Source organism: Comamonas thiooxydans, assembly GCF_000964545.1.
Classification (GTDB): Bacteria; Pseudomonadota; Gammaproteobacteria; order Burkholderiales; family Burkholderiaceae_C; genus Comamonas; species Comamonas thiooxydans.
Genome location: NZ_BBVD01000004.1, coordinates 154,018 through 177,242, shown reverse-complemented (window position 1 = coordinate 177,242; position 23,225 = coordinate 154,018). Strand labels below are relative to the sequence as shown.

Here is a 23,225-nt window from a genome sequence, read left to right as displayed (position 1 = left end):
GCTCAGTGCATCTGTATCTGGGCGCGCTTGACGAGCTGTCCGTAGCGCGCATGCTCGGCCTGCACCAGGCGGGCAAAGTCCTGCAGACGCAGGTCGTCGCGCACCACGCCCATGGCGTCGAAGTACTGCTGTATATCGGGCCTTTGCAGCGTCTGGGCAAAAGTCTCCGACCAGCGCTTGGCCTGGCTGTCCGTGATGCCGGCAGTGGCAAAGATGCCGAACCAGGTGGTCAGATTCATGCCCTTGATGCTGTCGTCCAGGCTGGGCACTTCCGGCAGAGCCGGCAGCGGCGAGCGCCAGGTCACGCCAATGGCCTTGAGCCTGCCGGCCCGCAGATGAGGCAGAGCCGAGGCAATGTTGTCGAACATCAGATCGGCCGTGCCCTCGAGCAAGGCCGACAGAGCCGGCCTGGCCCCGCCAAACGGCAGGTGCTGGAGCGGAACCTGGGTCAGCGACTGGAACCACTGGCCCGCGATATGGCCGATGCTGCCGTTGCCCGCCGAGGCATAGCGCAGGGGCTGCCGGTGCTTGGACATGAAGCGCAGCAAATCCTCGGGCGTGTAGATGCGCCACTGCATGGCCAGTTCGCTGCGCATGACCAGCACATGAGGCATGCGGGCCACGAGTGTCAGCGGCTGAAAGTCGCGCAGCGGATCGTAGGGCAACTGGGGGTTGAGCCAGGGAAGGATGGCATGTGTGGCCACGGCACCCATCAGCAGCATGGGCTCGCGCGCTCCTGCTCTGGCCACCATGGCTGCACCCGTGGCGCCACCGTCGCCTGCGACATTGAGCACATTGATATTGCCTAGGGCCGTGGTTTCCTGCGTCAGCTTGCGCGCTGCCCGATCCAGCGGTCCGCCCGCCGCATAGGGAACGACCAGCGAGAGTTCGTTGCGGCTGCGGCTGGAATTCGACGGCAGGGCGCTCGCATCCCTGGCAGCATGCGCGCTGTCCGCGATCAGGGAGGTCGCCGAAGCCACCGCCAGGGTCATGGCCTGGCGGCGGGAAAGGCGCCAGGTGTCGGCAGGCGCTTCCAGCCTCGGTGCTCTGCAGTCCTCGGGGGCTGTAGCGGGGGGCTGATGGGGGCGCGACACTGGATCCTTCCGGGCGTTGAGGCTGGCTGCGCCGACTCACGTCAGGCGTGGATGCGGCAGTGCAGCATGACGGAAAGTATAGGGACGGAAACCGATCGCCACATGGTCCGTTTGACGGAGTGGTAACCATTGGTATCTTTTTGATGTATTGCGTAGCGCCGGAGTCCACGCCGGCCATGCTGCAAGCGAGCAGACGAGGCGGGTGCAGGCCGAGGTGGCGCATGGCAGGCTCCGTTGATCTGGTTCAGGTCTTGAGCACGCCGCGGCGCATCTGGTCGAGTTCCATGGTCTCGAACAAGGCCTTGAAATTGCCCTCGCCAAAGCCGCTATTGCCCTTGCGCTGGATGAACTCGAAGAAGATGGGACCCAGCTGGTTTTCGCTGAAGATCTGCAGCAGCAGCTCGCCCGGCTGGCCGTCCACCAGGATGTTGCGCGCCAGCAGTTCGGGAATGGGTTCCTGCAGGTCCGGGATGCGCTTGGGCAGCAGCTCGTAATAGGTCTCGCTGGTGTTCAGCAGCTTGATGCCGTTCATCTGCAGACCGTCCACGGTGTCGTAGAGATTGGTCGAGCCCAGCGCGATGTGCTGTATGCCTTCGCCGTGGTACATGTCCAGATATTCCTGAATCTGGCCGGCCTTGTCGTTGCCTTCCTCGTTGATGGGAATGCGGATCTTGCCGCAGGGGCTGGTCATGGCCTTGCTCTTGACGCCTGTGGCCTGGCCTTCGATGTCGAAGTAGCGGATCTCGCGGAAGTTGAAGATGCGCTCGTAGAACTCGGCCAGCTCGGCCATGCGGCCGCGGTAGACGTTGTTGGTCAGATGGTCGATATAGGTCAGGCCCAGGCCCTCGGGGTGCAGATCGGCACCGGGCAGAGGCTCGAAGTCCACGTCGAAGAAGCTGATATTGCCCAGGTCACCGTCCTTGGCACCATTCTTGCCGCGCCATTTGTCGATGAAATAGATCAGCGAGTCGCCAATGCCCTTGATGGCGGGAATGCTCAGTTCGCCAGGGGCGGCCTGCTGGGCATAGCCCCAGGCACCCAGCGAGGTGGCGCGCTCATAGGCGTACTTGGCGTCGTTGACGCGGATGGCGATGGCGCAGACGCTGGGGCCGTGCAGACGCGCGAAGCGCTGGGCAAAGCTGTCGGGCTCTGCATTGATGATGAAGTTGATCTCGCCCTGGCGATACAGGGTCACGTTCTTGCGGCGGTGCTTGGCGATGGCCTGAAAGCCCATGCGCTCGAACAGCTGACCCATGGCCACGGGATCGGGGGCCGCGTATTCGACGAACTCGAAGCCGTCCGTGCCCATGGGGTTGTCCCAGGTCTGGAACTGGCTGGCGTTGCTTTGAGTCAGTGGGGCGTTCATGGCAGAGGTCTCCATCGGGTAGGGGCGCAACACATGAAGAACAGGTGTCGACGATGGATGCACTGTAGGACAGGGCGCGGACAAGCTTCATGCAAAAATGCCTTGGCTGCAAACAGCTCAATGCATGAAAATTGCATAAAAAATTGATTTCATGCAATTTAAATGGTTATCAAGGGTTAACCATTAATAAAAACTGCGCTTTTTTTATAATCTGCCGCCATGAGTTCCATGCACACCATCGACAAACTGGATAAGGCAATTTTGCGCCGATTGCAGGCCAATGGCCGAGAAACTTATGACGTCATCGGGGAGCAGGTCGGCCTGTCGCCCAGCGCCGTGCTGCGCCGTGTCAAGCGGCTGGAGGAAAACGGTGTCATCGACCGCTATGTGGCTTTGGTGCAGCCCGAGACCGTGGGTCTGGGGCTGACCGCCTATATCAATGTGCGTCTGGAAAAATACACCGAAACCAGCAAGCGCAATCCCATGGATGTGTTCCGCGCCAGCGTGCAGACCTGGCCCGAGGTGGTGGAGTGCGTCTCCCTCACTGGCGAGATGGACTATCTGCTGCGGGTGGTGGTGGCAGACATGCAGCATTACAGTCGTTTCATCATGGACACGCTGCTCAAACACCCCAGTGTGCAGGATTGCAAAACCAGCTTTGTCATGGACCGGGTCAAGGTCACGACGGCCGTGCCGCTCTAAGCCTTCGTAGAGGTCCTTCATACGGACCATGACCTAGCCGGAAACAGAAGCTAAGGTGTTGAATTATCGGAAAATCCTTACAGGATTGTTGCAATGCAACATGCGGCTTGTGAAACCTCGGGTTTTTACCTATATTTCAGGCTATGAACCTCCCCAAAGACTGGTTGACATCGCCCTGGCAGGCCGGCTCCGGCTGGCTGCGAGACATGGGCAAGTCCCATGGCGCCGAGCGTCGCTCGCCGTCCTTGGTCCCCATCCGTTCGCTGAGCCCGCGCCATCGCGACCGCATCATCAAGCATCTGCTCAAGCTGGATGCGCGTGATCGCTATCTGCGCTTTGGCTATGCGGCCAACGACGAGCAGGTGCGCCGCTATGTCGAGCAGCTCGATTTCGAGCGCGACGATATCTTCGGCATCTTCAACCGCCGCCTGGAATTGATCTCCATGGCGCATCTGGCCTTTGCCGGCCATCCCGAGCATGAGAAATGCGCGGAATTCGGCGTCTCCGTGCTCAAGAGTGCACGTGGCAAGGGGCTGGGGGCACGTCTGTTTGCACGTGCAGTGCTGCATGCGCGCAGCAAGAACGTGAGCATGATGTTCATCCATGCGCTGTCCGAGAACACGGCCATGCTCAAGATTGCGCGCAACGCGGGTGCCACGGTCAAGCGAGAGGGCTCGGAATCCGAAGCCTATCTGGAGTTGCCGCCTGCCGACTTCGAGACCCATGTCAGCGAGCTGGTGACGGAGCATCTGGGCGAGATGGACTATCAGCTCAAGAAGCAGGCCGTCAATTTCTGGGCTTTCCTGGCCGGCGTGCAGGAAGTGCGCAAGGGTGTGCAGGAAGGCCGCCATAAATCAGGCGAGTAAATCGTCTTGTGAAGCCAGCAAGGCTGCAGCCCAATAAAGACAGGCGCAAGCAGATATCAAAATAGCTTTGGCTGAGTGCGCTCGGAGACCGCCGCTCATGGCTTTTGTGAGCTAGCAAGCCGTCTGTCAACACAATCCGTTATTCTTGGGGACTTGTTCGACTACCGCACGTCCTGCACTCCAAGACAGTGTCTGACCCCCATCCTGCGCGACTTCCCGAGAAGGAAGACAAGCGAAGCTTCCTGCAAAAGGTGGCTGAGTTCATCCATCCGGCACCGGAGTCTCCCGATGAACTGATCGAAACCCTGGCCGAAGCCGAAGACAACCAGGTCATCGGCACCGAGTCGCGTGTCATGCTGGAGCGCGTGATTCGCATGGCCGACATGAGCGCCGGAGAAGTCATGGTGGCTGCGCCACGCATGGATCTCATCAATATCGATGCTCCGTATGAAGAAATCCTGCACCAGGTTCTGACTACGGCGCATTCGCGCTTTCCGGTCTACCAGGGCGAGCGCGAGAACATCATTGGCATTCTCATGGCCAAGGATTTGCTCAAGCTGCAGCGCTCTCCCACCCTGAATATTCGTGCTCTGGTGCGCCCGGCCGTCTTTGTGCCCGAGAGCAAGGGCCTGAACGACCTGCTGCGTGAGTTTCGCGCCAATCGCAATCATCTGGCCGTTGTCATCGACGAGTTCGGCCGTGTGGCCGGCCTGGTGACGATTGAAGATGTGCTGGAAGAAATCGTCGGCGAGATCGAGGACGAGTTTGACATCCCCGAGGACGAGGGCGATATCTTTGCTCTGGCCGACAACAGCTACCGCGTGGCGGGCGATGCCAGCATCGAGCATGTGAGCGAGGAGTTCGAGACTTCGCTGCATGCCAGCGACCCCGATGCCGAGTTCGATACCATCGGTGGATTGATTGCCCATGAAATCGGCCATGTGCCCAAGCGCGGCGAGCAGATTCATCTGGGCGGGCTGGAGTTCACCGTGCTCCACACCAAGGGCGGCGCGGTGCGCTGGTTCAAGGTGGTGCGCGATCCGTCGCCAGACAGCTTGGTTCGCAACTGATCGCGACTTGCGCAAATCCGGGTCAGGCCTGGTGTGATGCCGGTGGAAATACTGGTTGTGCCTCTTGGTTTGCACAAATCTTGGCGATACCTCGTATGCTTGAATTCACCCAACCGCCCGGTTGGGTGTTTTGTTAGTGCCTGCTGATTCCTATGACCACCACTGCCTCTACCGTTCAGACCGCTGCTGCCAGGCCCAAATGCTGGATGAGCTGGCTTTTGATGCTGATTGCAGGCGGGCTGCAGGCCTTCTCTCTGGCCTGGCCCTGGGCTCGCGGCCAGGGCGACGGCTGGCTGAGCTTGGCCGGAGGCTATGGCCGTCCGCTGTGGTGGCTGCAGATTCTGTCGCTGGCGGTGCTGGTTCATGCGCTGCTGGCTGCCCGTACCGCCGCTCAGGCGGCAGGCCGGGCCTGGCTGTTCGGCACGGCCTGGCTGGCGGCCACCTTCTGGTGGCTCTTCATCTCCATGCACACCTATGGCGGATTGGCGGCGCCATTGGCGGTGGCAGCCGTGTTGGCACTGGCGGGCTTTCTGGGTGGCTATTACGCCGTGGCTGCATGGTGCTTCAAGCGTTTGGCAAAGGCGCCGGATGCATTGTCAGCGCTGGTCTTTGCTGCACTCTGGACGCTGGCCGAGCTGGCGCGTGGCTGGCTCTGGACCGGTTTTCCCTGGGGCGCAGGCGGCTATGCCCATGTGGAAGGCCCGCTGGCCGTGCTGCCGCGCTGGATTGGCGTCTACGGCACGGGGTTTGTGGCGGCCTGGGCTGCAGCCTGGCTGGCGCTGCTGGTCTGGCGTATGCAGACCAGGTCGGCGTTGCTGAAATTCAAGCCGGCCCTGGCATCTGCTGTTGCCCTGGGTCTGGTCTGGGGCGGGCTGTGGTGGTCGCGTGATGCCGCCATTGAAGCACCTGGTCAGCTGCCCGGCATGAGCGTAGAGCTGCTGCAGGGCAATATTCCGCAGGATGAAAAGTTTGAAATGGGTTCGGGCGTGGTGGTGGCACTGCGCTGGTATGCCCAGCAGTTGCATGACGCCAGGGCCCAGTTGGTCGTGGCACCCGAGACAGCCATTCCACTGCTGCCTCAGCAGCTTCCTGAAGGCTATCTGGACTTTGTGCGCGCACCTTTTGTCGCCAAGGAATCCAGCCGCGCGGCTCTGGTGGGCCTTCCGCTGGGCAACTGGGACAAGGGCTTCACCAATACGGTCGAAGGCTGGCTGCCGGGGCAGACCCAGGCCTATCAATACGACAAGCACCATCTGGTGCCGTTTGGTGAGTTCATTCCGCCCATGTTCCGCTGGTTCACCGAACTCATGAATATTCCGCTGGGCGACTTCAATCGTGGCGCACTGGGCCAGCCTTCCATGAGCTGGGCGGGTGAGCGCCTGTCGCCCAATATCTGCTACGAAGACCTGTTCGGCGAAGAGCTTGCGGCCCATTTCGGCAATGCGGCGACGGCACCCACGGTGCTGGTCAATCTGAGTAATATCGGCTGGTTTGGCGACTCCGTGGCCATTGATCAGCATCTGTCCATCAGCCGCATGCGCGCGCTGGAGTTCGAGCGCCCCATGTTGCGCGCAACGAACACCGGAGCCACGGTGGTGATCGATCACAAAGGGCAAGTGGTGAAAGCACTGGCGCCTTTCGAGCGCGCGGTGCTGCAGGGCCGGGTTCAGGGGCGCGACGGGCTGACGCCTTATGCGCGCTGGGTGCATGCTCTGGGTCTGTTGCCTCTGACTCTGTTGTGCCTCGTGTTCTGCGCGCTGGCCTGGATCTCCTTGAGAAAGACCGAGGAAGGCGTAGTGTCCCGCACGGAATAAGCCACCTCGGCATCAGCGGCTGTGGCATTTGTGGCAGAGTCTTGGGCCTGAAAACGGGTATTGTGTCCCGGGTAGGGGCGTGAGCCTTGATAATCCCTGGTTGTACCGCCCGCAGTGGGCGCGCGCAGCGGGCGCGGGTCCCGTCACCCAAAATACAGAGTAATAGGTAGCTTGCACAGGCTGCCGCGGAGCAATTGAGAGAATGGCTGAATCTTTTTCCTACGAACAACTGATCGCGTCCGGCGAAGGCAAGCTGTTTGGTGCCGATAGCGGACGTCTGCCCCTGCCTCCCATGTTGATGTTCGATCGCATCACACATATCTCCGAGGACGGCGGTGCCCACGGTCTGGGCAAGATTGTTGCGGAACTGGACGTCAAGCCCGACCTGTGGTTCTTTGATTGCCACTTCCAGGGCGATCCCGTCATGCCCGGTTGCCTGGGCCTGGACGCCATGTGGCAGCTGATCGGCTTTTACCTGACCTGGCTGCGTTTGCCGGGTCGTGGTCGTGCCCTAGGTGCAGGCGAAGTCAAGTTTACAGGTGAAGTAGGTCCCGATGTCAAACTCGTGACATATGAAATTGATATCAAGCGAGTAATCAAGCGCAAGCTGAACATGGCCATCGGCGACGCACGTCTGCTGGCCGACGGCAAGGAAATTTACGTGGCCAATGACCTGCGCGTGGGTCTGTTCCTGCGTGAAGGTGATGCCAAGGGAACGGCAGCATGAGCAAGAAGCGGGTAGTGATCACCGGCGCGGGCATTGTCTCGTGCATCGGCAATGACCTGACAACCGTGGAGGCCTCGCTGCGCGAGGGCAAGAGCGGCATCAAGGCCATGCCCCAGTTCACGGAGCTGGGCATGCGCTCGCAGGTGGCAGGCATTCCCGAGATCGATATCGAAGCGCGCATCGACCGCAAGCAGTTGCGCTTCATGGGCGATGCTGCAGCTTATTCGCAGATCGCCCTCGAAGACGCGATCAAGCAAGCGGGCCTCACGCCCGAGCAGGTGAGCAGCCCGCGCACCGGTCTGATCATGGGCTCGGGCGGCGGATCGCCCGCCAACCAGATCGAGGCAGCCGATACGCTGCGCGAAAAAGGTATCCGCCGCGTCGGCCCTTACCAGGTCACACGCTGCATGAGCTCCACGGTGTCGGCCTGCCTGGCAACCAACTTCAAGGTCAAGGGCATCAACTACTCCATCACCTCGGCCTGCTCCACCTCGGCCCACTGCATCGGTGCTGCGGCCCAGCAGATCGCCTGGGGCATGCAGGATGTGATGTTTGCCGGCGGCGGCGAAGAGCTGTCCTGGGGCATGTCGCTGCTGTTCGACGGCATGGGTGCCATGTCCAGCAAGTACAACGAGACGCCTGATAAGGCCTCGCGTGCCTACGATGCCAACCGTGACGGCTTCGTGATCGCTGGCGGCGGCGGTGCCGTGGTGCTGGAAAGCCTGGACCATGCGCTGGCACGCGGTGCCAACATCCTGGCCGAAGTGGTGGGCTTTGGTGCCACCAGCGACGGTGAGGACATGGTCGCTCCTTCGGGCGACGGCGCCATTGCCTGCATGAAGCAGGCCATGGAAACCGTGGATGCGCCCATTGACTACATCAACACCCATGGCACATCGACCCCCGTGGGCGATATGCAGGAAGTGCGTGCCATGCGCGAGCTGTTCGGTGACCAGGTGCCTCCGTTCTCGTCCACCAAGTCGCTGACCGGCCACTCGCTGGGCGCGACCGGTGTGCAGGAGGCGATTTACTGCCTGATCATGCTGAACAAGGGCTTCATCGCAGGGTCCGTGAACGTGGAGACGCCCGACCCGCTGCTGGGCGATATGCCTCTGGTCACCCAGACCCGCGATGCCGAACTCAAGACCGTGCTGTCCAACAGCTTTGGCTTTGGCGGCACCAATGCCTCCCTGGTGCTCAAGCGCTGGGAAGGGCAGTAAGCGCCGGAGTCTTGGATCGCGAGCCCGCTTGGCCTTGAGGTAAGCGGGCTTTTTTCTGTCGTCGACTACTGTCTCCCCCATGAAGATCGCAATTCTTGACCGTGATGGCACCCTGAACCAGTGGGGAGCTCAAGGTTTCATTGGCCGGCCCGATGAGTGGGTTGCAGTCCCCAGTGCGCTGGAGGCGGTTTCGCGCCTGAACCGTGCCGGCTGGCATGTGGTGGTCGCCACCAATCAACCTGGGCTGGGTCGCGGGCTGTTCGATGTGATCGAGCTCAACGCCGTGCACGCCAAGATGCACCGGGAGATGGCAGCCGTCGGGGCGCGGGTGGAGGCAGTGTTTTTTTGTCCGCACGCTCCCGATGAAGACTGCCAGTGCCGTAAACCAGGCGTAGCGCTGTTCGAGCAGATTGCCGATCGCTACGGCGCGGAGGGCCATGAAATCTGGGCCATTGGCAGCGGTGTCGAGCATTTGCAGGCGGGCAAGGCTCTTGGCGCTCATCTGGTGTTCGTGGAGTCCACCGCCAGGCCCGAGTGCAGCAGCGATGCCGACCTGCCTGAAGGCAGCGAGCGCTATCCGGATCTGGAGGCTGTGGTGAATATGCTGTTGCCGCTGGGAGGGGATGAGGATGCTCAGCCCCTGGATTCGGCGCCTGCCCCGCATTGAGCCTGGGTTTCAGGTCAAAATAGACTCAACTGCTTGAAAGAGCAGCGCAAGCTGCTATGTTTCTTGTTGATAACCGTGCCAAATCATGGGCCAGACTTCAGGTCTGTGCTCACGTCATTCGATTGCTGTCATGTCCCTGATTCGCTCCGTCCTCCACATGTTGTGGATGGCTATTACCGTCATTCCCTACACTTTCGCGGTGCTGCTGGCCAAGTGGACCAGCGGCTCATCGGCCAAGGCATACAGTGCTGCCCGCGCCTGGCTCAAGCTCTCGGTGGACAGCGCCCGCGTGATCATGGGGGTCCGGTATCAGGTGCAGGGCATGGAGAACCTGCCTGCGGACCCGAATCAGGGGGTGGTGCTGCTGGTCAAGCACCAGTCCACTTACGAGACCTTTCTCATGCCTGCCATCATGCCGCGCCCGCTGGCCTATGTGTTCAAGAAGGAGCTGCTGAAGGTGCCATTCTTCGGTTGGTCCATCGGTGCACTGGACATGATTCACATAGACCGGGCCCAGCGCTCGCGCGCCTTTCACAAGGTGGTGGAGCAAGGCAAGCGCCTGCTCGATCAAGGCATCTGGGTCATCATGTTTCCCGAAGGTACACGTGTGAATCGTGGAGAGGTGGGCGAGTACAAGACCGGCGCCACCCGTCTGGCCATCATGACGGGTGCGCCCGTGGTACCCATCGCTGTTACCTCGGCCAAGTGCTGGCCGCGCAAGGCCTTCATTAAAAAGCCCGGCGTGGTGGATGTTTCCATTGGCAAGCCCATTTCTTCGGTGGGCCGCAAGCATGACGAGCTGATGGTCGAGGTCGAGGCATGGATCGAGTCCGAAATGCAGCGCCTGGACCCAGAGGCTTATCGCAGATAAGGCAAAACTGCCCATGTCCACAGGCGATAGCTTGCAGCAAGCTTGGCAATGGCTGGTGCCGCCTGTGGTGGGGGATGGGCGGGGCGGGTTGATGCCGCGCAAGCGCCGGCGCAGCGGCCCTGAAGCCATTGAGCAGCGTTTGGATCAATCCGAGCTGGAATTTGAGAATAGTCAGCTTGTAGCACCCGTCAATATTTCAGTGGGTGCTATTGATTCTGAAGAGAATGAGCTGCCTGCAGAGCCCACACTTCTGGTGCATCCGGAAGCTAGCCACAGCGCCCGCTTGCAAGGGCGTGAGGTGGCTTATCTGCTGCGCCGTTCGGCGCGCCGCAGCATAGGCTTCAGCGTAGGGCTGCAAGGGCTTGAAGTCACCGCTCCGCAATGGGTGGCCATGCGCGAGATCGAATCAGCGCTGCAGACCAAGGCCGGCTGGATTGTGCGCAAGCTGCAGGAAGCCGGACAGCGACAGCAGATCAAGCAGGAAGCGCGCATTCTCTGGCTGGATGGAGGCGTGCTGGACTATCTGGGCCAGCCCATGAGTTTGCGGCTGACCGGGGATGGGTCACAACTGCTGCGTACGCGCCAGACGCATAGAGAGCAGGGGGGCGATGGCCCGCAAAGCCTGCATCTGCCCTTGCCGACAGGGGCACCGCCTGCCCAGGTGCGCGCGGCCGTTCAGGCCTGGATACTGCGGGAGGCGCGCAGCTATTTCACGGCCCGTATGCTGCACTATGCCGCACTCATGGGCGTGCGCTGGAATGCGCTGCGCCTGACAAGTGCCAGCACGCGCTGGGGCAGTGCCAACAGCAGCGGGATCATTCGTCTGAACTGGCGGTTGATGCAGCACAGCCCGCAAATCATCGACTATGTGGTGGTGCATGAGCTCGCCCATCTGCATCATATGGATCACAGCCCGCAGTTCTGGGCTGTGGTGGCTCAGGTGCTGCCCGACTGGAAGCATTTGCGCAGAGCATTGAGAGACAGGCCCTTGCCCGCTTGGGAATAGCGGCAATGATCGAGACGAGGAATGAAATGAGCAATACAACCCAAATCCAACCCGCTGCCGGCTATGCCGGCGATGTGCCGGCGGAGCTGGCCTGGCAATGGCTGCAGGCTGGTGAAGCGGTTCTGGTCGATGTGCGCACCGATGCCGAGCGCGAGTGGGTGGGCAAGGTGCCAGGCGCTGTTGCCGTGGCCTGGAAGCAGTGGCCCGGCATGGCAGCCAACCAGAACTTTGACGCCGAGCTGCGAGCAGCGGTACCCGAGGGCAGGAAAGTGGTGCTGCTATGCCGCAGCGGTGTGCGCTCTGTTGCGGCTGCCCAGCGTGCCGCGGGCCTGGGAATCGAGGCCTACAACATTCTTGAAGGTTTCGAAGGCGACGTTGACGCCAACGGCCAGCGAGGCCAGTTGGGTGGCTGGCGCAAGCGCGGCCTGCCCTGGCATCAGTAATGCGCAGGGCCTGGGCGGCAGCTTCTAGACCGAGCGATAGCCGTTGGGGTTCTGGCTTTGCCAGCGCCATGTGTCGGCGCACATGGTGTCCAGATCATGCTCGGCTTGCCAGCCAAGGGTTTTCAGGGCGTGATCAGGGTCTGCGTAGCAACTGGCCACATCCCCGGGGCGGCGGTCTGTAATCGTATAGGGAAGGGTCTTGCCGCAGGCTTTTTCGAAGGCATGCAGCACTTCGAGCACGCTGTAGCCATTGCCCGTGCCCAGGTTGATGGTCAGCAACTCGGGCTTGGCCAGGCCGGCCAGCTTCTCGAGTGCCTTGACATGACCTCGGGCCAGGTCGACGACATGGATGTAGTCACGTACGCCGGTGCCGTCCACGGTGTCGTAGTCGCCGCCAAAGATCTGCAGCTTTTCACGACGGCCCACGGCGACCTGTGCCACAAAAGGCAGCAGGTTGTTGGGAATGTCCGAAGGGTCTTCACCAATCAGGCCGCTGGCATGGGCACCAATGGGATTGAAGTAGCGCAGCACGGCCAGCGACCATTGGGCGTCGGAGTGGTAGAGGTCCGACAGAATCTCTTCCACCATCAGTTTGCTGCGGCCGTAGGGATTGGTGACCGAAGTAGGGTGCACCTCATTGAGAGGCAAATATTGTGGCGAGCCATAGACTGTTGCCGAAGAGCTGAACACCAGATTGCGCACATTGTGCTTTTTCATGGCGCGCAGCAGCACCAGGGTGCCGTTGACGTTGTTGTCGTAGTAGTCCACAGGCTGGGCAACGGACTCGCCCACTGCTTTTTTGCCGGCAAAGTGCACGACACTGTCAATGCCATGCTCCTGCAAGGCCTGCTCAAGCGCAGCTTGATCGCGGACATCGCCATTGATCACGGCAATGGTGCGTCCAGTGATTTGCTCCACGCGGCGGATTGCTTCAGGATGGCTGTTGCTGAAGTTGTCGAAAATCACGACTTCATGACCGTGGCTGATCAGTTCGATGGCTGTATGGCTGCCGATATAGCCGGCACCGCCTGTGAGCAGAGTTTTCATAAGCTGCAGTCTAACTTCGAGTCAAATGAGAAAAGCGCTCATGCGAGCGCTTTTTGCGGCTGTATTTACAGAGCCTGATTCAGAGCGCCGGAATGCGCAGTTTCTGGCCAGGATAGATCCTGTCCGGGTTGCTGAGCATGGGCTTGTTGGCTTCAAAAATCACGTTGTACTTGTTGGCATCACCATAGTACTTCTTGGAGATGGCCGACAGGGTGTCACCGCGTACCACATCGTGGTACTGGGCTTCTGGCTCGGGGTTGGTGACCGCCATCAGGTTGTCCACGGACTGGACATTGGCCACATTACCGCAGCACAGCGTCACTTTTTCCTTGACAGCCTGAGTGGGAGCCGTGCCATTGACTGTTACCTTGCCTTGAGAAGCATCGAATTGAACCTGCAGATCGGATACGCCCAGATTCTGGGTGTTGATATAGCTGGCGATCGCCTGAGCCGCCTTGGCATTCAAGTCTTCGGCCGGTGCGGCTGCATGTGCGTCGCTGCCGCCAAACAGTTTTTCTCCGGCTTCCTTGATGAAACTGAACAGACCCATGGTTTCGACTCCTCAAAAGTAGTGGAAGAAAGCAGTTCACTTTAACGGGAAATCGAAATGATTTCTTGCAGGAGATGGACTGAGCGCTTTCTTTGACAATTTCCTGCGCACTTGTAATGAATGTGACAAGCGGCTGTCTGTCACAGAGAAAAGTGCTGATAATCCGCCGCATGACATTTTTGGCCATAGACATTGGCAACACCCGTTTGAAGTGGGCCATGTATGAAGATCATCGCCCTGGTGCTGCCTTGCTGGCCCATGGAGCGGAGTTCCTGGAGCATATAGAGCGCCTGGCAGAAGGTGCCTGGGCCGGGCTGCCAGCTCCCGAGCGCATGCTGGGCTGCGTGGTTGCCGGTGAGACGGCAAGGCGCAGGGTGCACGAGCAGATCGAACTCATGCTGGGATGGAATCTCGAGCCTCAATGGGTAGTCCCCTCCATCGCAGAAGCAGGGGTGACCAATGGCTATGACCATCCTTCCAGGCTGGGTGCGGACAGATGGGTGGCCATGATTGGTGCACGTCACCACATGTTGCAATTGGGCGATGCCCGGCCCTTGATCACGGTTATGGTGGGTACGGCAGTGACGGTCGATGCCATGGATGCGCAAGGCCGATTTCTGGGCGGCCTGATCATTCCCGGGCATGGCATCATGCTCAGGGCCCTGGAAGGCGGCACTGCGGGCCTGCACGTGCCTACGGGTGAAGTCAGGTGCTTTCCCAAGAACACCAGCGATGCGCTGACCAGCGGCGGCACCTATGCCATCGCCGGTGCGGTGGAGCGCATGTACCAGCATCTGGCAGAACACTGCGGTGCAGAGCCGATGTGCATCATGGCGGGCGGTGCCGGCTGGAAGATGTCTCCCAGCATGACCAGGCCTTTTGAGCTGATCAACAACCTGATCTTTGATGGCCTGCTGGTGATGGCTGAAAAGCGCTGGGGTTGAGTGTGCTGGCTTGATGGCCGTGGGTTGGGCTCTTCTATCGCTATCACTGAAATTTAGAGGCAGCTCTCTATGATTTTCGTAACCGGCGGTGCAGGCTTTATCGGCGCCAACTTTGTTCTCGATTGGCTGGCGCATGTGAATGAGCCCGTGGTCAATATCGACAAGCTGACCTATGCGGGCAATCTGGAGAATCTGGCCAGCTTGAAGGGCGATGCCCGTCATGTGTTTGTGCAGGCCGATATCGGCGACAGTGCACAGCTGGCGCAATTGCTGGCGCAGCACCAGCCTCGCGCCGTGGTGAACTTTGCGGCCGAGTCGCATGTGGATCGCTCCATTCATGGCCCCGAGGATTTCATCCAGACCAATGTGGTGGGCACTTTCCGCCTGCTGGAGGCGGTGCGTGCCTATTGGAATGGCCTGGAAGGCGAGGCCAAGTCCGGTTTTCGCTTTTTGCATGTCTCCACCGACGAGGTCTATGGGACGCTTGCGCCGACCGATCCTGCATTTACCGAAGAGCACAATTACGAGCCCAACAGCCCGTACTCGGCCAGCAAGGCGGCTTCTGACCATCTGGTACGGGCCTGGCATCACACCTACGGCCTGCCGGTGCTGACGACCAATTGCAGCAACAACTACGGCCCGTTGCATTTCCCCGAAAAGCTGATCCCGCTGGTCATTGTCAATGCGCTGGCCGGCAAGCCGCTGCCCATCTACGGCGACGGCATGCAGGTGCGTGACTGGCTGTATGTGCGCGACCATTGCAGCGCCATCCGCCGTGTGCTGGAGGCCGGCCAGTTGGGTGAGACCTATAACGTGGGCGGCTGGAACGAAAAGGCCAATATCGATATCGTCAAGACCGTGTGCAGCTTGCTCGACGAGCTGCGCCCGCGCGCCGATGGCAAGGCCTATGCCGAGCAGATCACCTATGTGACCGACCGTCCTGGCCATGATCGCCGCTATGCGATCGATGCGCGCAAGCTGGAACGCGAGCTGGGCTGGAAGCCTGCCGAGACCTTCGAGACCGGCATTCGCAAGACCGTGCAGTGGTATCTGGCCAACCCCGAGTGGGTGGCCAATGTGCAGTCGGGCGCCTACCGTGACTGGGTGCAGAAGCAGTACACCGGCGAGGCGTCGGCATGAAGCTGCTGCTGCTGGGCAAGAACGGTCAGGTCGGTTGGGAGCTGCAGCGCAGTCTCGCGCCTTTGGGCGAGGTGATTGCGCTGGATCGCCAGAACGTGAATGTGGATGGGAATGGCCTGTGCGGTGATATCGGCGATCTGCAGACACTGGCGCAGACCATTCGCAGCGTACGCCCGGATGTGATCGTAAATGCCGCAGCGCATACGGCAGTGGACAAGGCCGAGAGCGAGCCGGATCTGGCCTTGCGCCTGAACGCCGAAGCCCCTGAAGTCATGGCGCTGGAAGCCAAAAGCCTGGGCGCCCTGCTGGTGCACTACAGCACCGACTATGTCTTCGACGGCTCCGGCAGTGCGGCACGCAAGGAGGGTGATGCAACCGGGCCGCTATCGGTCTACGGTCGCACCAAGCTGGAGGGAGAGCAGCGGATTGCGGCCGCGCATTGCCGTCATCTGATTTTTCGCACCAGCTGGGTCTATGCAGCGCGTGGCGGCAACTTTGCCAAGACCATGTTGCGCCTGGCGCAGGAGCGTGAGGCGCTCAGCGTGATCAACGATCAATGGGGTGCCCCCACCGGCGCCGATCTGATCGCCGATGTCACGGCCCATGCAGTGCGCCATGTGAGCGCCCACGAAGGCGATGGAGGTCTCTACCATCTGGTTGCGGCAGGGGAGACCAACTGGCATGCCTATGCCAGCCATGTGATTGAGCGCGCCCAAAGCCTGCGTCCTGATCTGGGCTGGAAGGTGCAAAGCATTGCCGCCGTGCCGACCACGGCCTTCCCGACAGCGGCGGCGCGGCCCTTGAACTCGCGTCTGGATACGCAAAAGCTGCAAGCGGCCATGCAACTGCATCTGCCCGCATGGCAGCAAGGCGTGGAGCGCATGCTGCGCGAAATTCTGTAATTTTCAAATAACTCGCTTCAGGCGCTTATCTGCAAGGCGTTGGAAGCCATCCATTGATTCATCATGACGACACAGCGCAAAGGCATCATTCTGGCTGGCGGCTCCGGCACCCGTCTGCACCCCGCCACCCTGGCCATCAGCAAACAGCTGCTGCCGATCTACGACAAGCCCATGATTTACTACCCGCTGAGCACGCTGATGCTGGCGGGCATTCGGGACATTCTGATCATCAGCACCCCGCAGGACACGCCGCGCTTCCAGCAACTGCTGGGCGATGGCAGCCAGTGGGGCCTGAACCTTCAGTATGAGGTGCAGCCCAGCCCTGATGGTTTGGCCCAGGCTTTTTTGATTGCCGAGTCTTTTCTGGGAGGGGGCTCCTGCGCGCTGGTGCTTGGAGACAATATTTTCCACGGCCATGATTTGCAGACCTTGGTCAAAGTTGCCAATCAGACCCAGGGTGGAGCGACGGTGTTTGCCTATCATGTGCAGGAGCCCAGCCGCTACGGGGTGGTGGAGTTTGACCAGCAAGGGCAGGTGCTCTCGATAGAGGAAAAGCCGGTCGAGCCAAAATCCAATTACGCAGTGACGGGGCTGTATTTCTACGATTCGCAAGTGGTCGAGATTGCAAAGACTCTCAAGCCCTCTGGCAGAGGCGAGTTGGAAATCACAGACATCAATCGTATTTATCTGGAAAGAGGTCAGCTCAATGTGAAGCTGATGGGGCGAGGCTATGCCTGGCTCGACACTGGCACCCATGACAGTCTGCTGGAGGCAGGTCAATTCATTGCCACCCTCGAGCAGCGTCAGGGGTTGAAGGTGGCGTGCCCGGAAGAAATCGCATTTCGTGCCGGCTGGATTGACGCCGCTCAGCTCGCCGAACTGGCAAAGCCGTTGCTCAAGAACGGCTACGGGCGGTATCTGATGCAATGTCTGGAGGCTGGAGTGCGATGAAGGTCGTTCCGACTGCGATCCCCGAGATCAAGCTGTTCAAACCCACGATTCATCGGGATGGGCGAGGGCTTTTCGTGGAAAGCTTTCGCCAGGATATCTTCAACCAGGCCACGGGCACGAACCACGAGTTCATTCAAGACAACCACAGTCGCAGCAGCAAGGGCGTGCTGCGTGGGCTGCACTACCAGCTGCCGCCCCATGCCCAGGGCAAGCTGGTACGTGTGATCTCCGGTGCGGTGTTTGATGTGGCAGTGGATATTCGCCGCAGCTCACCCAGCTTTGGCCAATGGGTGGGAGCTGAGCTGAGTGCCGAGAATCACCACCAGCTCTGGATTCCGCCGGGCTTTGCCCATGGCTTTGTGGTGCTCAGCGATACGGCGGACCTTGTATACAAGGCCACAGCCTATTATGCGCCGGAGTCGGATCGGGGCCTGCTCTGGAATGACCCCGACATAGCTATTGCGTGGCCACAGCTCGATATCGACTTTTCCTTGTCCGAAAAGGATCAGCATCAGCCTGCATTCAAGCAGGCCGAACTGTTCGATTAAGTCTGGTCTGATTCGGCCATCTGCAGAAATGGCTGAATCAGCTGCGCGTCGCGCCGCTCGCGCAGGCAGTACAGGTATTCGGGAAGACAGGGAACCTCGCCTTCCAGATCCAGCACGACGAGTTCAGGGTGGGCCGATGCTTCGTGCCGCGCAAAAATGCTGATGCCCATCTGGCGGATCACGGCTTCGCGTATGGACTCGCGGCTGGCAATTTCCAGCACTCGTTGCGGGCTGACCTGGGCGGCTTCCAGCATCTGCTCGGTCAGCTGCCGGGTCATGGAGCCGCGCTCGCGCAGGATCAGCGTGTTTTCTGCCAGATCCTCGATGGCGACGGACTTCTGCCTGGCCAGCGCATGCTGCCGGTGCACGACCAGGGCCAACGGGTCGCGCCCCAGCTCCAGGCGCAGCAGGCGCGGATCGGTGTCCAGGTGCGAAGAGGTTGCCAGATCCACCTGGTACTCGGCCAGCGCCTGAATCATCTGGCGCGAATTGCCGTTGACGATGCTCACTTCCACCAGCGCATATTGCTGCTGATAGCGCTTGACGATGTCCAGCACATAGTAGGGGGCGGTGGCGCCTATGCGTAGCTGGCCCTGATTGACATGGCCCGACTGGCGCAGCGCCGATTCGATCTGGGCCGACTGCAGCAGCAGCTTTTCTATTTCCGGCAGCAGCTTCAGGCCCGCATCGGTGATGGCCAGTCTTCCGCTCTGGCGCGTGAACAGCTCGACTTCATATTGCTCCTCCAAGGCCTTGATCTGCGCCGTGACCGTGGGCTGGCTCAGCCCCAGCTGGCGCGCTGCCTGGGTGATGCTGCCGAGGCGGGCGACCCAGAAAAAGGATTTGAGCTGTGTGGCAAACATGACAAGGTCTTCAAGAAAGCGGTGCCCGGATTTCAACATGAACGCTGCAGCCGGTAATGCGGATGAGCAGCTTTGATTTCAATAGCTTCTTGCGCATATAAGCAATGTCTTTTAGATGGTTTTATGAAGAAATATGAGACAGATAAGGCGTAAGTTGCTTTTGAATTAATAGCATTTCGATGGCGGACGCTGGCGTAGCGCGCTGACTACAAAGTTTGCTGATGACGCCTTTGCCAGATTTCAGTTCTGTGACACAGGCGTTTCACAGTGAATTTCTACAGTTCCCTCATGTCGCAAACGGCCGCGTTGGTCGGGCGGCAACGATCAATCCAAGGGACTGTTATCCATGCGCCACGCTTTTGCACCCGCCACTCGCCGCTTCACCTTGATCGCCTTTGCCACGGTTGCCACGGCTTTGCTGGGCCTAGCCTCCGCGGCCCACGCCAGGACCGATCTGCTGGTGTATTCGGCCCTGGAGGCCGACCAGATCAAGGCCTACAAAGCGGCTTTTGAAAAAGCCCATCCCGAGATCGAGCTGAAGTTCGTGCGCGACAGCACGGGCATCATCACTGCCCGTCTGCTGGCCGAAAAGGCCAATCCCCAGGCCGATGTGATCTGGGGCGTGGCCGCCACTTCGCTGATGCTGCTGGACAAGCAAGGCATGCTGCAGCCCTATGCGCCCAGAAACCTGGCCAAGGTGCGCTCCACCATGCGCGATCCGGCAGCCACGCCGACCTGGGTGGGCATGGACCTGTGGTCGTCCGCCGTCTGCTTCAACACCGTGGAAGGCCCGAGGCGCAAGCTGCCCACGCCTGCCAGCTGGGCCGACCTGACCAGGCCCGAATTCAAGGGCTCGATCACCATGCCCCACCCGGCGTCCAGCGGCACGGGCTATCTGATGGTGGCCGCCTGGCTGCAGATGATGGGCGAGGACAAGGGCTGGGCCTATATGGATGCGCTGCACCAGAACATCGGCGTCTACACGCACAGCGGCTCCAAGCCCTGCCGCCAGGCCGGCGCGGGCGAATTCCCCGTGGGCCTGAGCTTTGAATACCGGGCCAACAAGACCAAGAAGGATGGTGCGCCCATAGACATTGTCTTCCCAAGGGAAGGCCTTGGCTGGGATGTGGAAGCCACGGCCATTCTGAAGACCAGCAAAAAGCAGGACGCGGCCAAGGCCCTGGCCGACTGGGCGGTGACGCCTGACGCCAACAAGCTCTATGCCGCCAACTTTGCCGTGCTGGCCCTTCCCGAGGCCCAGGAAAAGCACGAGTTCATTCCGGCCGATCTGGAAAAGCGCCTGGCCAGGAACGACTTCAACTGGGCAGCGGCTAACCGCGATCGTATCTTGGCCGAATGGTCGCGTCGGTACGAAGCCAAAGCGGAGAAGAAATAACACCCCCTGAGGCGCTTCGCGCCTTCCCCCTCTCTGGCGCTGAGCGCCGGAGGGGGACGACAGCCTCGCTGCGGGGCTGCCCTTGCTCGCTGTCACTGGCGAAACGGGTCTGCACATGCAGCGGTGGGCATTTCGAGCGATACAGATCGGAACGACCTTCGGATTGTTTGCACGTTGAAAGAGATACATGCTGCGCATTGACCATATCGCCAAGCAGTACAGGGACCAGCCGGTGCTGCGCGACATTGACCTGTTGGTGGAGGGGGGCGAGTTCGTCAGTCTGCTGGGCCCTTCGGGCTGCGGCAAGACCACGCTGCTGCGCATTCTGTGCGGCATCGAGCAGGCCGACGCGGGCCGCATTCTGTTTCAGGGCGAGGACATCACGCGCTGGCCTGCCGCGCGTCGGGGCTTTGGCGTGGTGTTCCAGAGCTACGCACTGTTTCCGAACCTGACGGCGGCCCAGAATGTGGCGTTTGGTCTCAGGGGCCAGCCTGCGGCGCAAGTGCAGGCCCGGGTGCAGGAGATGCTGGCTCTGGTAGGCCTGGGTGCGCAGGCGCAGCGCTATCCGGCGCAATTGTCGGGCGGCCAGCAGCAGCGCATTGCGCTGGCCCGCGCACTGGCGCCGCGCCCGCGTCTGCTGTTGCTGGACGAGCCGCTGTCCGCGCTCGATGCCCAGGTGCGCACCGAACTGCGCAGCGAAATCCGCCAGTTGCAGCGTCAGCTGGGCATTGCCTGCGTGATGGTCACGCACGACCAGGAAGAAGCGCTCTCCATGGCTGACCGGGTGGTGCTGATGCATCAGGGCCGTATCGAGCAGCAGGGCTCGCCAGAGCAGCTCTACGCCAAGCCGGTCAGCCACTTTGCGGCCGGTTTTGTGGGCCGCATGAATTTGCTGCCCGCCGTGGCCGAGTCGGGCGATGCGGTGCACGTGGGCGAGGGGCGGCTTGAATGCAGCACTGCCGGCTTTGAGGCCGGTGATGCCTTGCTGGTGGGCGTGAGGCCCGAAAGCGTGGTGCTGCACCCGGCCCAGCCCGCAGCACTGCCCAATCTGTTCCGGGCGCGGGTGGTCGAGACCTCGTTCCTGGGCTCGCTGGTCCTGGTGCGCGTGTTCAGCCCCACGCTGCAATGCCAGATCGATGTGCAATGGCCGCTGCGCCATGACGCGCGTCTGCCCGACTGGCTGCAGGGCGAGGTGCTGGTGGAGTTGCCGGCTGCCGCGCTGCAGTCGCTGGCAGCGCCAGAGATTTTGCGAAAGGCGGCATAAGCATGAATGCCTCTTCTTCTGCGATGCCCGTGGGGAGCTATGCGCCTGCAGCGGAATCACGTCGGCAGCAAGGCACCGGCCCTGCGACGCCACGACAAACGCGCTTTTTCGATTGGGAAAAGCTGTGGCTGGGCGCGCTGGTGCTGGGCCTGCTGGGCGCGCTGCTGGTGGCCATTGCACTGCCCGTGGGGGCGCTGCTGAGGCACAGCTTTGTGTCGGCCGATGGCAAGTTCTCGGGCCTGGCCCAGTACCTCGCCTATGCGCAAATGCCGGGCGTAGGCCAGTCGCTGTTCAACAGCCTGTGGCTGTCTGCCTTCAGCAGCACCTTGTGTGTGGCCCTGGCCTATGGCTATGCCTATGGCGTGATGCGCAGTTGCATGCCGCTGGCCAAGCTGTTTCGCGCCATCGCCCTGGTGCCTCTGCTGGCGCCGTCGCTGCTCATGGCCATCAGCCTGATCTATCTGTTTGGCGCCCAGGGTCTGCTCAAGAGCTGGCTGCTGGGCGGCACGGCCTACGGCCCGTTCGGCATCATTCTCGGCTCGGTGCTGTGGACGTTTCCGCATGCGCTGATGATTCTGTGCACCACGCTGGCCTCGGGCGATGCGCGCCTGTATGAGGCTGCCGCCACACTGGGCGCGGGGCGCTGGCGCAGCTTCTGTCAGGTCACGCTGCCAGCCAGTCGTTACGGGCTGATGATTGCCTGGATTGTGGTCTTCGTTCTGGTGGTCACCGACTTTGGCGTGCCTAAGGTGATTGGCGGCAACACACAGATGCTGGCCACCGATATCTACAAGCAGGTGATTGGCCAGCAGAACCTGTCCATGGGTGCCGTGGTGGCCATGCTGCTGCTGGTGCCTGCGGGCCTGGCCTTTGCAGCCGAGCGCCATTTGCGTGCCCGGCAGGCCGCTGCCATGAGCGTGCGGGCCGTGCCTCTGGTGCCGCAGCCCTATGCGCCGCTTGACCGTGCGCTACTGGTGTATTGCAGCCTGATGGCTTTGGCGTTGCTGGCGGTGATGGGAGTGGCCGTGCTGGCATCCCTGGTCAGCTTCTGGCCCTATAACCTGACGCTGACCTTCAGGAACTACCAGTTCGACCTGATGGATGGTGGCGGCTGGGCCAGTTACGCCAACTCGCTGACCATGGCCGTGGCCACGGCGGCGACAGGCGCGCTGCTGAGCTTTCTGAGCGCGTATCTGGTGGCCAGGCCCACGGGCTGGGGCCGCGCGCGCCAGTGGCTGCACGCGGTGGCCACGCTGCCCATGGCGGTGCCTGGGCTGGCGCTGGGTCTGGGCTATATCCTGTTCTTCAATGCGGGCAGCAATCCGCTGCACTTTCTGTACGGGTCCATGGGCATTCTGGTGCTGTGCACGGTCGCGCATTTTTTCTCGGTGGCGCACATCACCCAGCTCACCGCCTTGCAGCAGCTGGACGCCGAATACGAACGAGTGGCCGATTCCATGGGCCTGCCGTTCTGGACGCTGCTGTGGCGCGTGCATCTGCCCGTGTGCCTGCCTGCGGTGATGCAGGTGGCGGGCTACTTCTTCGTGAATGCCATGACCACGGTGTCGGCCGTGGTCTTCTTGTACTCGCCCGAAACCACATTGGCCTCGGTGGCCGTGCTGGCCATGGATGACGCGGGCGATATCGCTCCCGCCGCCGCCATGGCCACGCTGATCTTTGCGACTGCAGCCGCCGGTCGCCTGCTGATTGCGCTGCTGGATGCCTGGCTGCAGCGGCGTACCCAGCACTGGCGCCAGCGCTGAGGACTTTCTCC

At 61.1% G+C, this 23,225-nt stretch carries 23 protein-coding genes; 18 read left to right on the top strand and 5 right to left on the bottom strand.

The window, feature by feature from the left end; all coding sequences use genetic code 11:
• Positions 1 to 2: 2 nt before the first annotated feature.
• Both Cth01_RS06045 and hppD read right to left on the bottom strand, forming a co-directional pair.
• Positions 3 to 1,037, bottom strand: coding sequence for a Bug family tripartite tricarboxylate transporter substrate binding protein (locus Cth01_RS06045; RefSeq protein WP_034377408.1), 1,035 nt, complete (start codon positions 1,035 to 1,037; stop codon positions 3 to 5).
• 301 nt (positions 1,038 to 1,338) lie between these two features.
• Positions 1,339 to 2,460, bottom strand: coding sequence for a 4-hydroxyphenylpyruvate dioxygenase (hppD, locus tag Cth01_RS06040; RefSeq protein ID WP_012839929.1), 1,122 nt, complete (start codon positions 2,458 to 2,460; stop codon positions 1,339 to 1,341).
• Between the two features lie 219 nt (positions 2,461 to 2,679).
• On the opposite strand from hppD, the gene Cth01_RS06035 reads away from it, so the two are divergent.
• From Cth01_RS06035 to Cth01_RS05990, 10 genes are all read left to right on the top strand, one after another.
• Positions 2,680 to 3,162, top strand: coding sequence for an Lrp/AsnC family transcriptional regulator (locus Cth01_RS06035; RefSeq protein ID WP_034354614.1), 483 nt, complete (start codon positions 2,680 to 2,682; stop codon positions 3,160 to 3,162).
• Between the two features lie 143 nt (positions 3,163 to 3,305).
• Entirely contained in the window at positions 3,306 to 4,028 is a 723-nt protein-coding gene (locus tag Cth01_RS06030) for a GNAT family N-acetyltransferase (protein WP_034354611.1), read from the top strand.
• Positions 4,029 to 4,216: 188 nt separating this feature from the next.
• Positions 4,217 to 5,098: a CorC family transporter gene (locus Cth01_RS06025; RefSeq protein WP_003068015.1), complete on the top strand. Its 882-nt coding sequence runs from the start codon at positions 4,217 to 4,219 to the stop codon at positions 5,096 to 5,098.
• Between the two features lie 152 nt (positions 5,099 to 5,250).
• Complete coding sequence (gene lnt / locus Cth01_RS06020; RefSeq protein ID WP_034391109.1) at positions 5,251 to 6,912, top strand: apolipoprotein N-acyltransferase; 1,662 nt, start codon at positions 5,251 to 5,253, stop codon at positions 6,910 to 6,912.
• Positions 6,913 to 7,114: 202 nt separating this feature from the next.
• Entirely contained in the window at positions 7,115 to 7,639 is a 525-nt protein-coding gene (gene fabA / locus Cth01_RS06015) for a bifunctional 3-hydroxydecanoyl-ACP dehydratase/trans-2-decenoyl-ACP isomerase (RefSeq protein WP_003068017.1), read from the top strand.
• Positions 7,636 to 8,859 carry a beta-ketoacyl-ACP synthase I gene (fabB, locus tag Cth01_RS06010; protein ID WP_034354603.1) on the top strand — a complete coding sequence of 408 codons (1,224 nt, stop codon included), beginning with the start codon at positions 7,636 to 7,638 and terminating at the stop codon, positions 8,857 to 8,859. Before fabA ends, fabB begins: the two co-directional genes overlap by 4 nt.
• A gap of 79 nt (positions 8,860 to 8,938) precedes the next feature.
• Positions 8,939 to 9,526: a D-glycero-alpha-D-manno-heptose-1,7-bisphosphate 7-phosphatase gene (locus tag Cth01_RS06005; protein ID WP_003068019.1), complete on the top strand. Its 588-nt coding sequence runs from the start codon at positions 8,939 to 8,941 to the stop codon at positions 9,524 to 9,526.
• A 130-nt stretch (positions 9,527 to 9,656) separates the two neighbouring features.
• Positions 9,657 to 10,397 carry a lysophospholipid acyltransferase family protein gene (locus tag Cth01_RS06000; protein WP_034354597.1) on the top strand — a complete coding sequence of 247 codons (741 nt, stop codon included), beginning with the start codon at positions 9,657 to 9,659 and terminating at the stop codon, positions 10,395 to 10,397.
• Between the two features lie 13 nt (positions 10,398 to 10,410).
• The gene (locus tag Cth01_RS05995; protein WP_045838748.1) at positions 10,411 to 11,403 is read left to right on the top strand and encodes a M48 family metallopeptidase; all 993 of its coding nucleotides are present in this window, start codon (positions 10,411 to 10,413) and stop codon (positions 11,401 to 11,403) included.
• A gap of 26 nt (positions 11,404 to 11,429) precedes the next feature.
• Entirely contained in the window at positions 11,430 to 11,846 is a 417-nt protein-coding gene (locus tag Cth01_RS05990; protein WP_034377407.1) for a rhodanese-like domain-containing protein, read from the top strand.
• A 24-nt stretch (positions 11,847 to 11,870) separates the two neighbouring features.
• Here Cth01_RS05990 and galE read toward each other — a convergent pair whose 3' ends face one another.
• Positions 11,871 to 12,893, bottom strand: coding sequence for a UDP-glucose 4-epimerase GalE (gene galE, locus Cth01_RS05985; protein ID WP_045838747.1), 1,023 nt, complete (start codon positions 12,891 to 12,893; stop codon positions 11,871 to 11,873).
• A gap of 79 nt (positions 12,894 to 12,972) precedes the next feature.
• The gene (lysM, locus tag Cth01_RS05980) at positions 12,973 to 13,443 is read right to left on the bottom strand and encodes a peptidoglycan-binding protein LysM (RefSeq protein ID WP_034354587.1); all 471 of its coding nucleotides are present in this window, start codon (positions 13,441 to 13,443) and stop codon (positions 12,973 to 12,975) included.
• 170 nt (positions 13,444 to 13,613) lie between these two features.
• On the opposite strand from lysM, the gene Cth01_RS05975 reads away from it, so the two are divergent.
• From Cth01_RS05975 to rfbC, 5 genes are all read left to right on the top strand, one after another.
• On the top strand, positions 13,614 to 14,387 hold the full coding sequence (locus Cth01_RS05975) for a type III pantothenate kinase (protein ID WP_034354584.1): 774 nt from the start codon (positions 13,614 to 13,616) through the stop codon (positions 14,385 to 14,387).
• Between the two features lie 69 nt (positions 14,388 to 14,456).
• Positions 14,457 to 15,527: a dTDP-glucose 4,6-dehydratase gene (gene rfbB / locus Cth01_RS05970; RefSeq protein WP_012838754.1), complete on the top strand. Its 1,071-nt coding sequence runs from the start codon at positions 14,457 to 14,459 to the stop codon at positions 15,525 to 15,527.
• A complete protein-coding gene (gene rfbD, locus Cth01_RS05965; protein WP_045838746.1) occupies positions 15,524 to 16,429 on the top strand; it encodes a dTDP-4-dehydrorhamnose reductase in 906 nt (301 codons plus the stop codon). Before rfbB ends, rfbD begins: the two co-directional genes overlap by 4 nt.
• A gap of 63 nt (positions 16,430 to 16,492) precedes the next feature.
• Positions 16,493 to 17,380 (top strand): glucose-1-phosphate thymidylyltransferase RfbA, encoded by an 888-nt coding sequence (gene rfbA / locus Cth01_RS05960; RefSeq protein ID WP_045838745.1) that lies wholly within the window; start codon positions 16,493 to 16,495, stop codon positions 17,378 to 17,380.
• Positions 17,377 to 17,928 carry a dTDP-4-dehydrorhamnose 3,5-epimerase gene (gene rfbC, locus Cth01_RS05955; protein WP_039050062.1) on the top strand — a complete coding sequence of 184 codons (552 nt, stop codon included), beginning with the start codon at positions 17,377 to 17,379 and terminating at the stop codon, positions 17,926 to 17,928. The genes rfbA and rfbC overlap by 4 nt, the downstream gene beginning before the upstream one ends.
• Here the strand turns inward: rfbC and Cth01_RS05950 are convergent.
• The gene (locus tag Cth01_RS05950) at positions 17,925 to 18,791 is read right to left on the bottom strand and encodes a LysR substrate-binding domain-containing protein (protein WP_045838744.1); all 867 of its coding nucleotides are present in this window, start codon (positions 18,789 to 18,791) and stop codon (positions 17,925 to 17,927) included. The two genes, rfbC and Cth01_RS05950, sit on opposite strands and share 4 nt — an antisense overlap.
• Positions 18,792 to 19,137: 346 nt before the next feature.
• Here Cth01_RS05950 and Cth01_RS05945 point away from each other — a divergent pair, with 346 nt between their 5' ends.
• From Cth01_RS05945 to Cth01_RS05935, 3 genes are all read left to right on the top strand, one after another.
• A complete protein-coding gene (locus Cth01_RS05945) occupies positions 19,138 to 20,187 on the top strand; it encodes a putative 2-aminoethylphosphonate ABC transporter substrate-binding protein (protein ID WP_034354564.1) in 1,050 nt (349 codons plus the stop codon).
• A 187-nt stretch (positions 20,188 to 20,374) separates the two neighbouring features.
• Positions 20,375 to 21,451: an ABC transporter ATP-binding protein gene (locus Cth01_RS05940; protein WP_045838743.1), complete on the top strand. Its 1,077-nt coding sequence runs from the start codon at positions 20,375 to 20,377 to the stop codon at positions 21,449 to 21,451.
• A 23-nt stretch (positions 21,452 to 21,474) separates the two neighbouring features.
• The gene (locus Cth01_RS05935) at positions 21,475 to 23,214 is read left to right on the top strand and encodes a putative 2-aminoethylphosphonate ABC transporter permease subunit (protein ID WP_428839330.1); all 1,740 of its coding nucleotides are present in this window, start codon (positions 21,475 to 21,477) and stop codon (positions 23,212 to 23,214) included.
• Positions 23,215 to 23,225 lie beyond the last annotated feature (11 nt).

Coding starts and splice junctions, on each gene's coding strand:
- Cth01_RS05995 (WP_045838748.1), top strand. CDS start 10,411: ATGTCCACAGGCGATAGCTTGCAGCAAGCTTGGCAATGGCTGGTGCCG.
- Cth01_RS06030 (WP_034354611.1), top strand. CDS start 3,306: ATGAACCTCCCCAAAGACTGGTTGACATCGCCCTGGCAGGCCGGCTCC.
- Cth01_RS05950 (WP_045838744.1), bottom strand. CDS start 18,791: ATGTTTGCCACACAGCTCAAATCCTTTTTCTGGGTCGCCCGCCTCGGC.
- fabA (WP_003068017.1), top strand. CDS start 7,115: ATGGCTGAATCTTTTTCCTACGAACAACTGATCGCGTCCGGCGAAGGC.
- Cth01_RS05940 (WP_045838743.1), top strand. CDS start 20,375: ATGCTGCGCATTGACCATATCGCCAAGCAGTACAGGGACCAGCCGGTG.
- fabB (WP_034354603.1), top strand. CDS start 7,636: ATGAGCAAGAAGCGGGTAGTGATCACCGGCGCGGGCATTGTCTCGTGC.
- rfbC (WP_039050062.1), top strand. CDS start 17,377: ATGAAGGTCGTTCCGACTGCGATCCCCGAGATCAAGCTGTTCAAACCC.
- Cth01_RS05935 (WP_428839330.1), top strand. CDS start 21,475: ATGCCCGTGGGGAGCTATGCGCCTGCAGCGGAATCACGTCGGCAGCAA.
- lnt (WP_034391109.1), top strand. CDS start 5,251: ATGACCACCACTGCCTCTACCGTTCAGACCGCTGCTGCCAGGCCCAAA.
- rfbD (WP_045838746.1), top strand. CDS start 15,524: ATGAAGCTGCTGCTGCTGGGCAAGAACGGTCAGGTCGGTTGGGAGCTG.
- hppD (WP_012839929.1), bottom strand. CDS start 2,460: ATGAACGCCCCACTGACTCAAAGCAACGCCAGCCAGTTCCAGACCTGG.
- Cth01_RS06005 (WP_003068019.1), top strand. CDS start 8,939: ATGAAGATCGCAATTCTTGACCGTGATGGCACCCTGAACCAGTGGGGA.
- Cth01_RS06035 (WP_034354614.1), top strand. CDS start 2,680: ATGAGTTCCATGCACACCATCGACAAACTGGATAAGGCAATTTTGCGC.
- Cth01_RS05990 (WP_034377407.1), top strand. CDS start 11,430: ATGAGCAATACAACCCAAATCCAACCCGCTGCCGGCTATGCCGGCGAT.
- rfbA (WP_045838745.1), top strand. CDS start 16,493: ATGACGACACAGCGCAAAGGCATCATTCTGGCTGGCGGCTCCGGCACC.
- Cth01_RS05945 (WP_034354564.1), top strand. CDS start 19,138: ATGCGCCACGCTTTTGCACCCGCCACTCGCCGCTTCACCTTGATCGCC.
- rfbB (WP_012838754.1), top strand. CDS start 14,457: ATGATTTTCGTAACCGGCGGTGCAGGCTTTATCGGCGCCAACTTTGTT.
- Cth01_RS05975 (WP_034354584.1), top strand. CDS start 13,614: ATGACATTTTTGGCCATAGACATTGGCAACACCCGTTTGAAGTGGGCC.
- Cth01_RS06000 (WP_034354597.1), top strand. CDS start 9,657: ATGTCCCTGATTCGCTCCGTCCTCCACATGTTGTGGATGGCTATTACC.
- galE (WP_045838747.1), bottom strand. CDS start 12,893: ATGAAAACTCTGCTCACAGGCGGTGCCGGCTATATCGGCAGCCATACA.
- lysM (WP_034354587.1), bottom strand. CDS start 13,443: ATGGGTCTGTTCAGTTTCATCAAGGAAGCCGGAGAAAAACTGTTTGGC.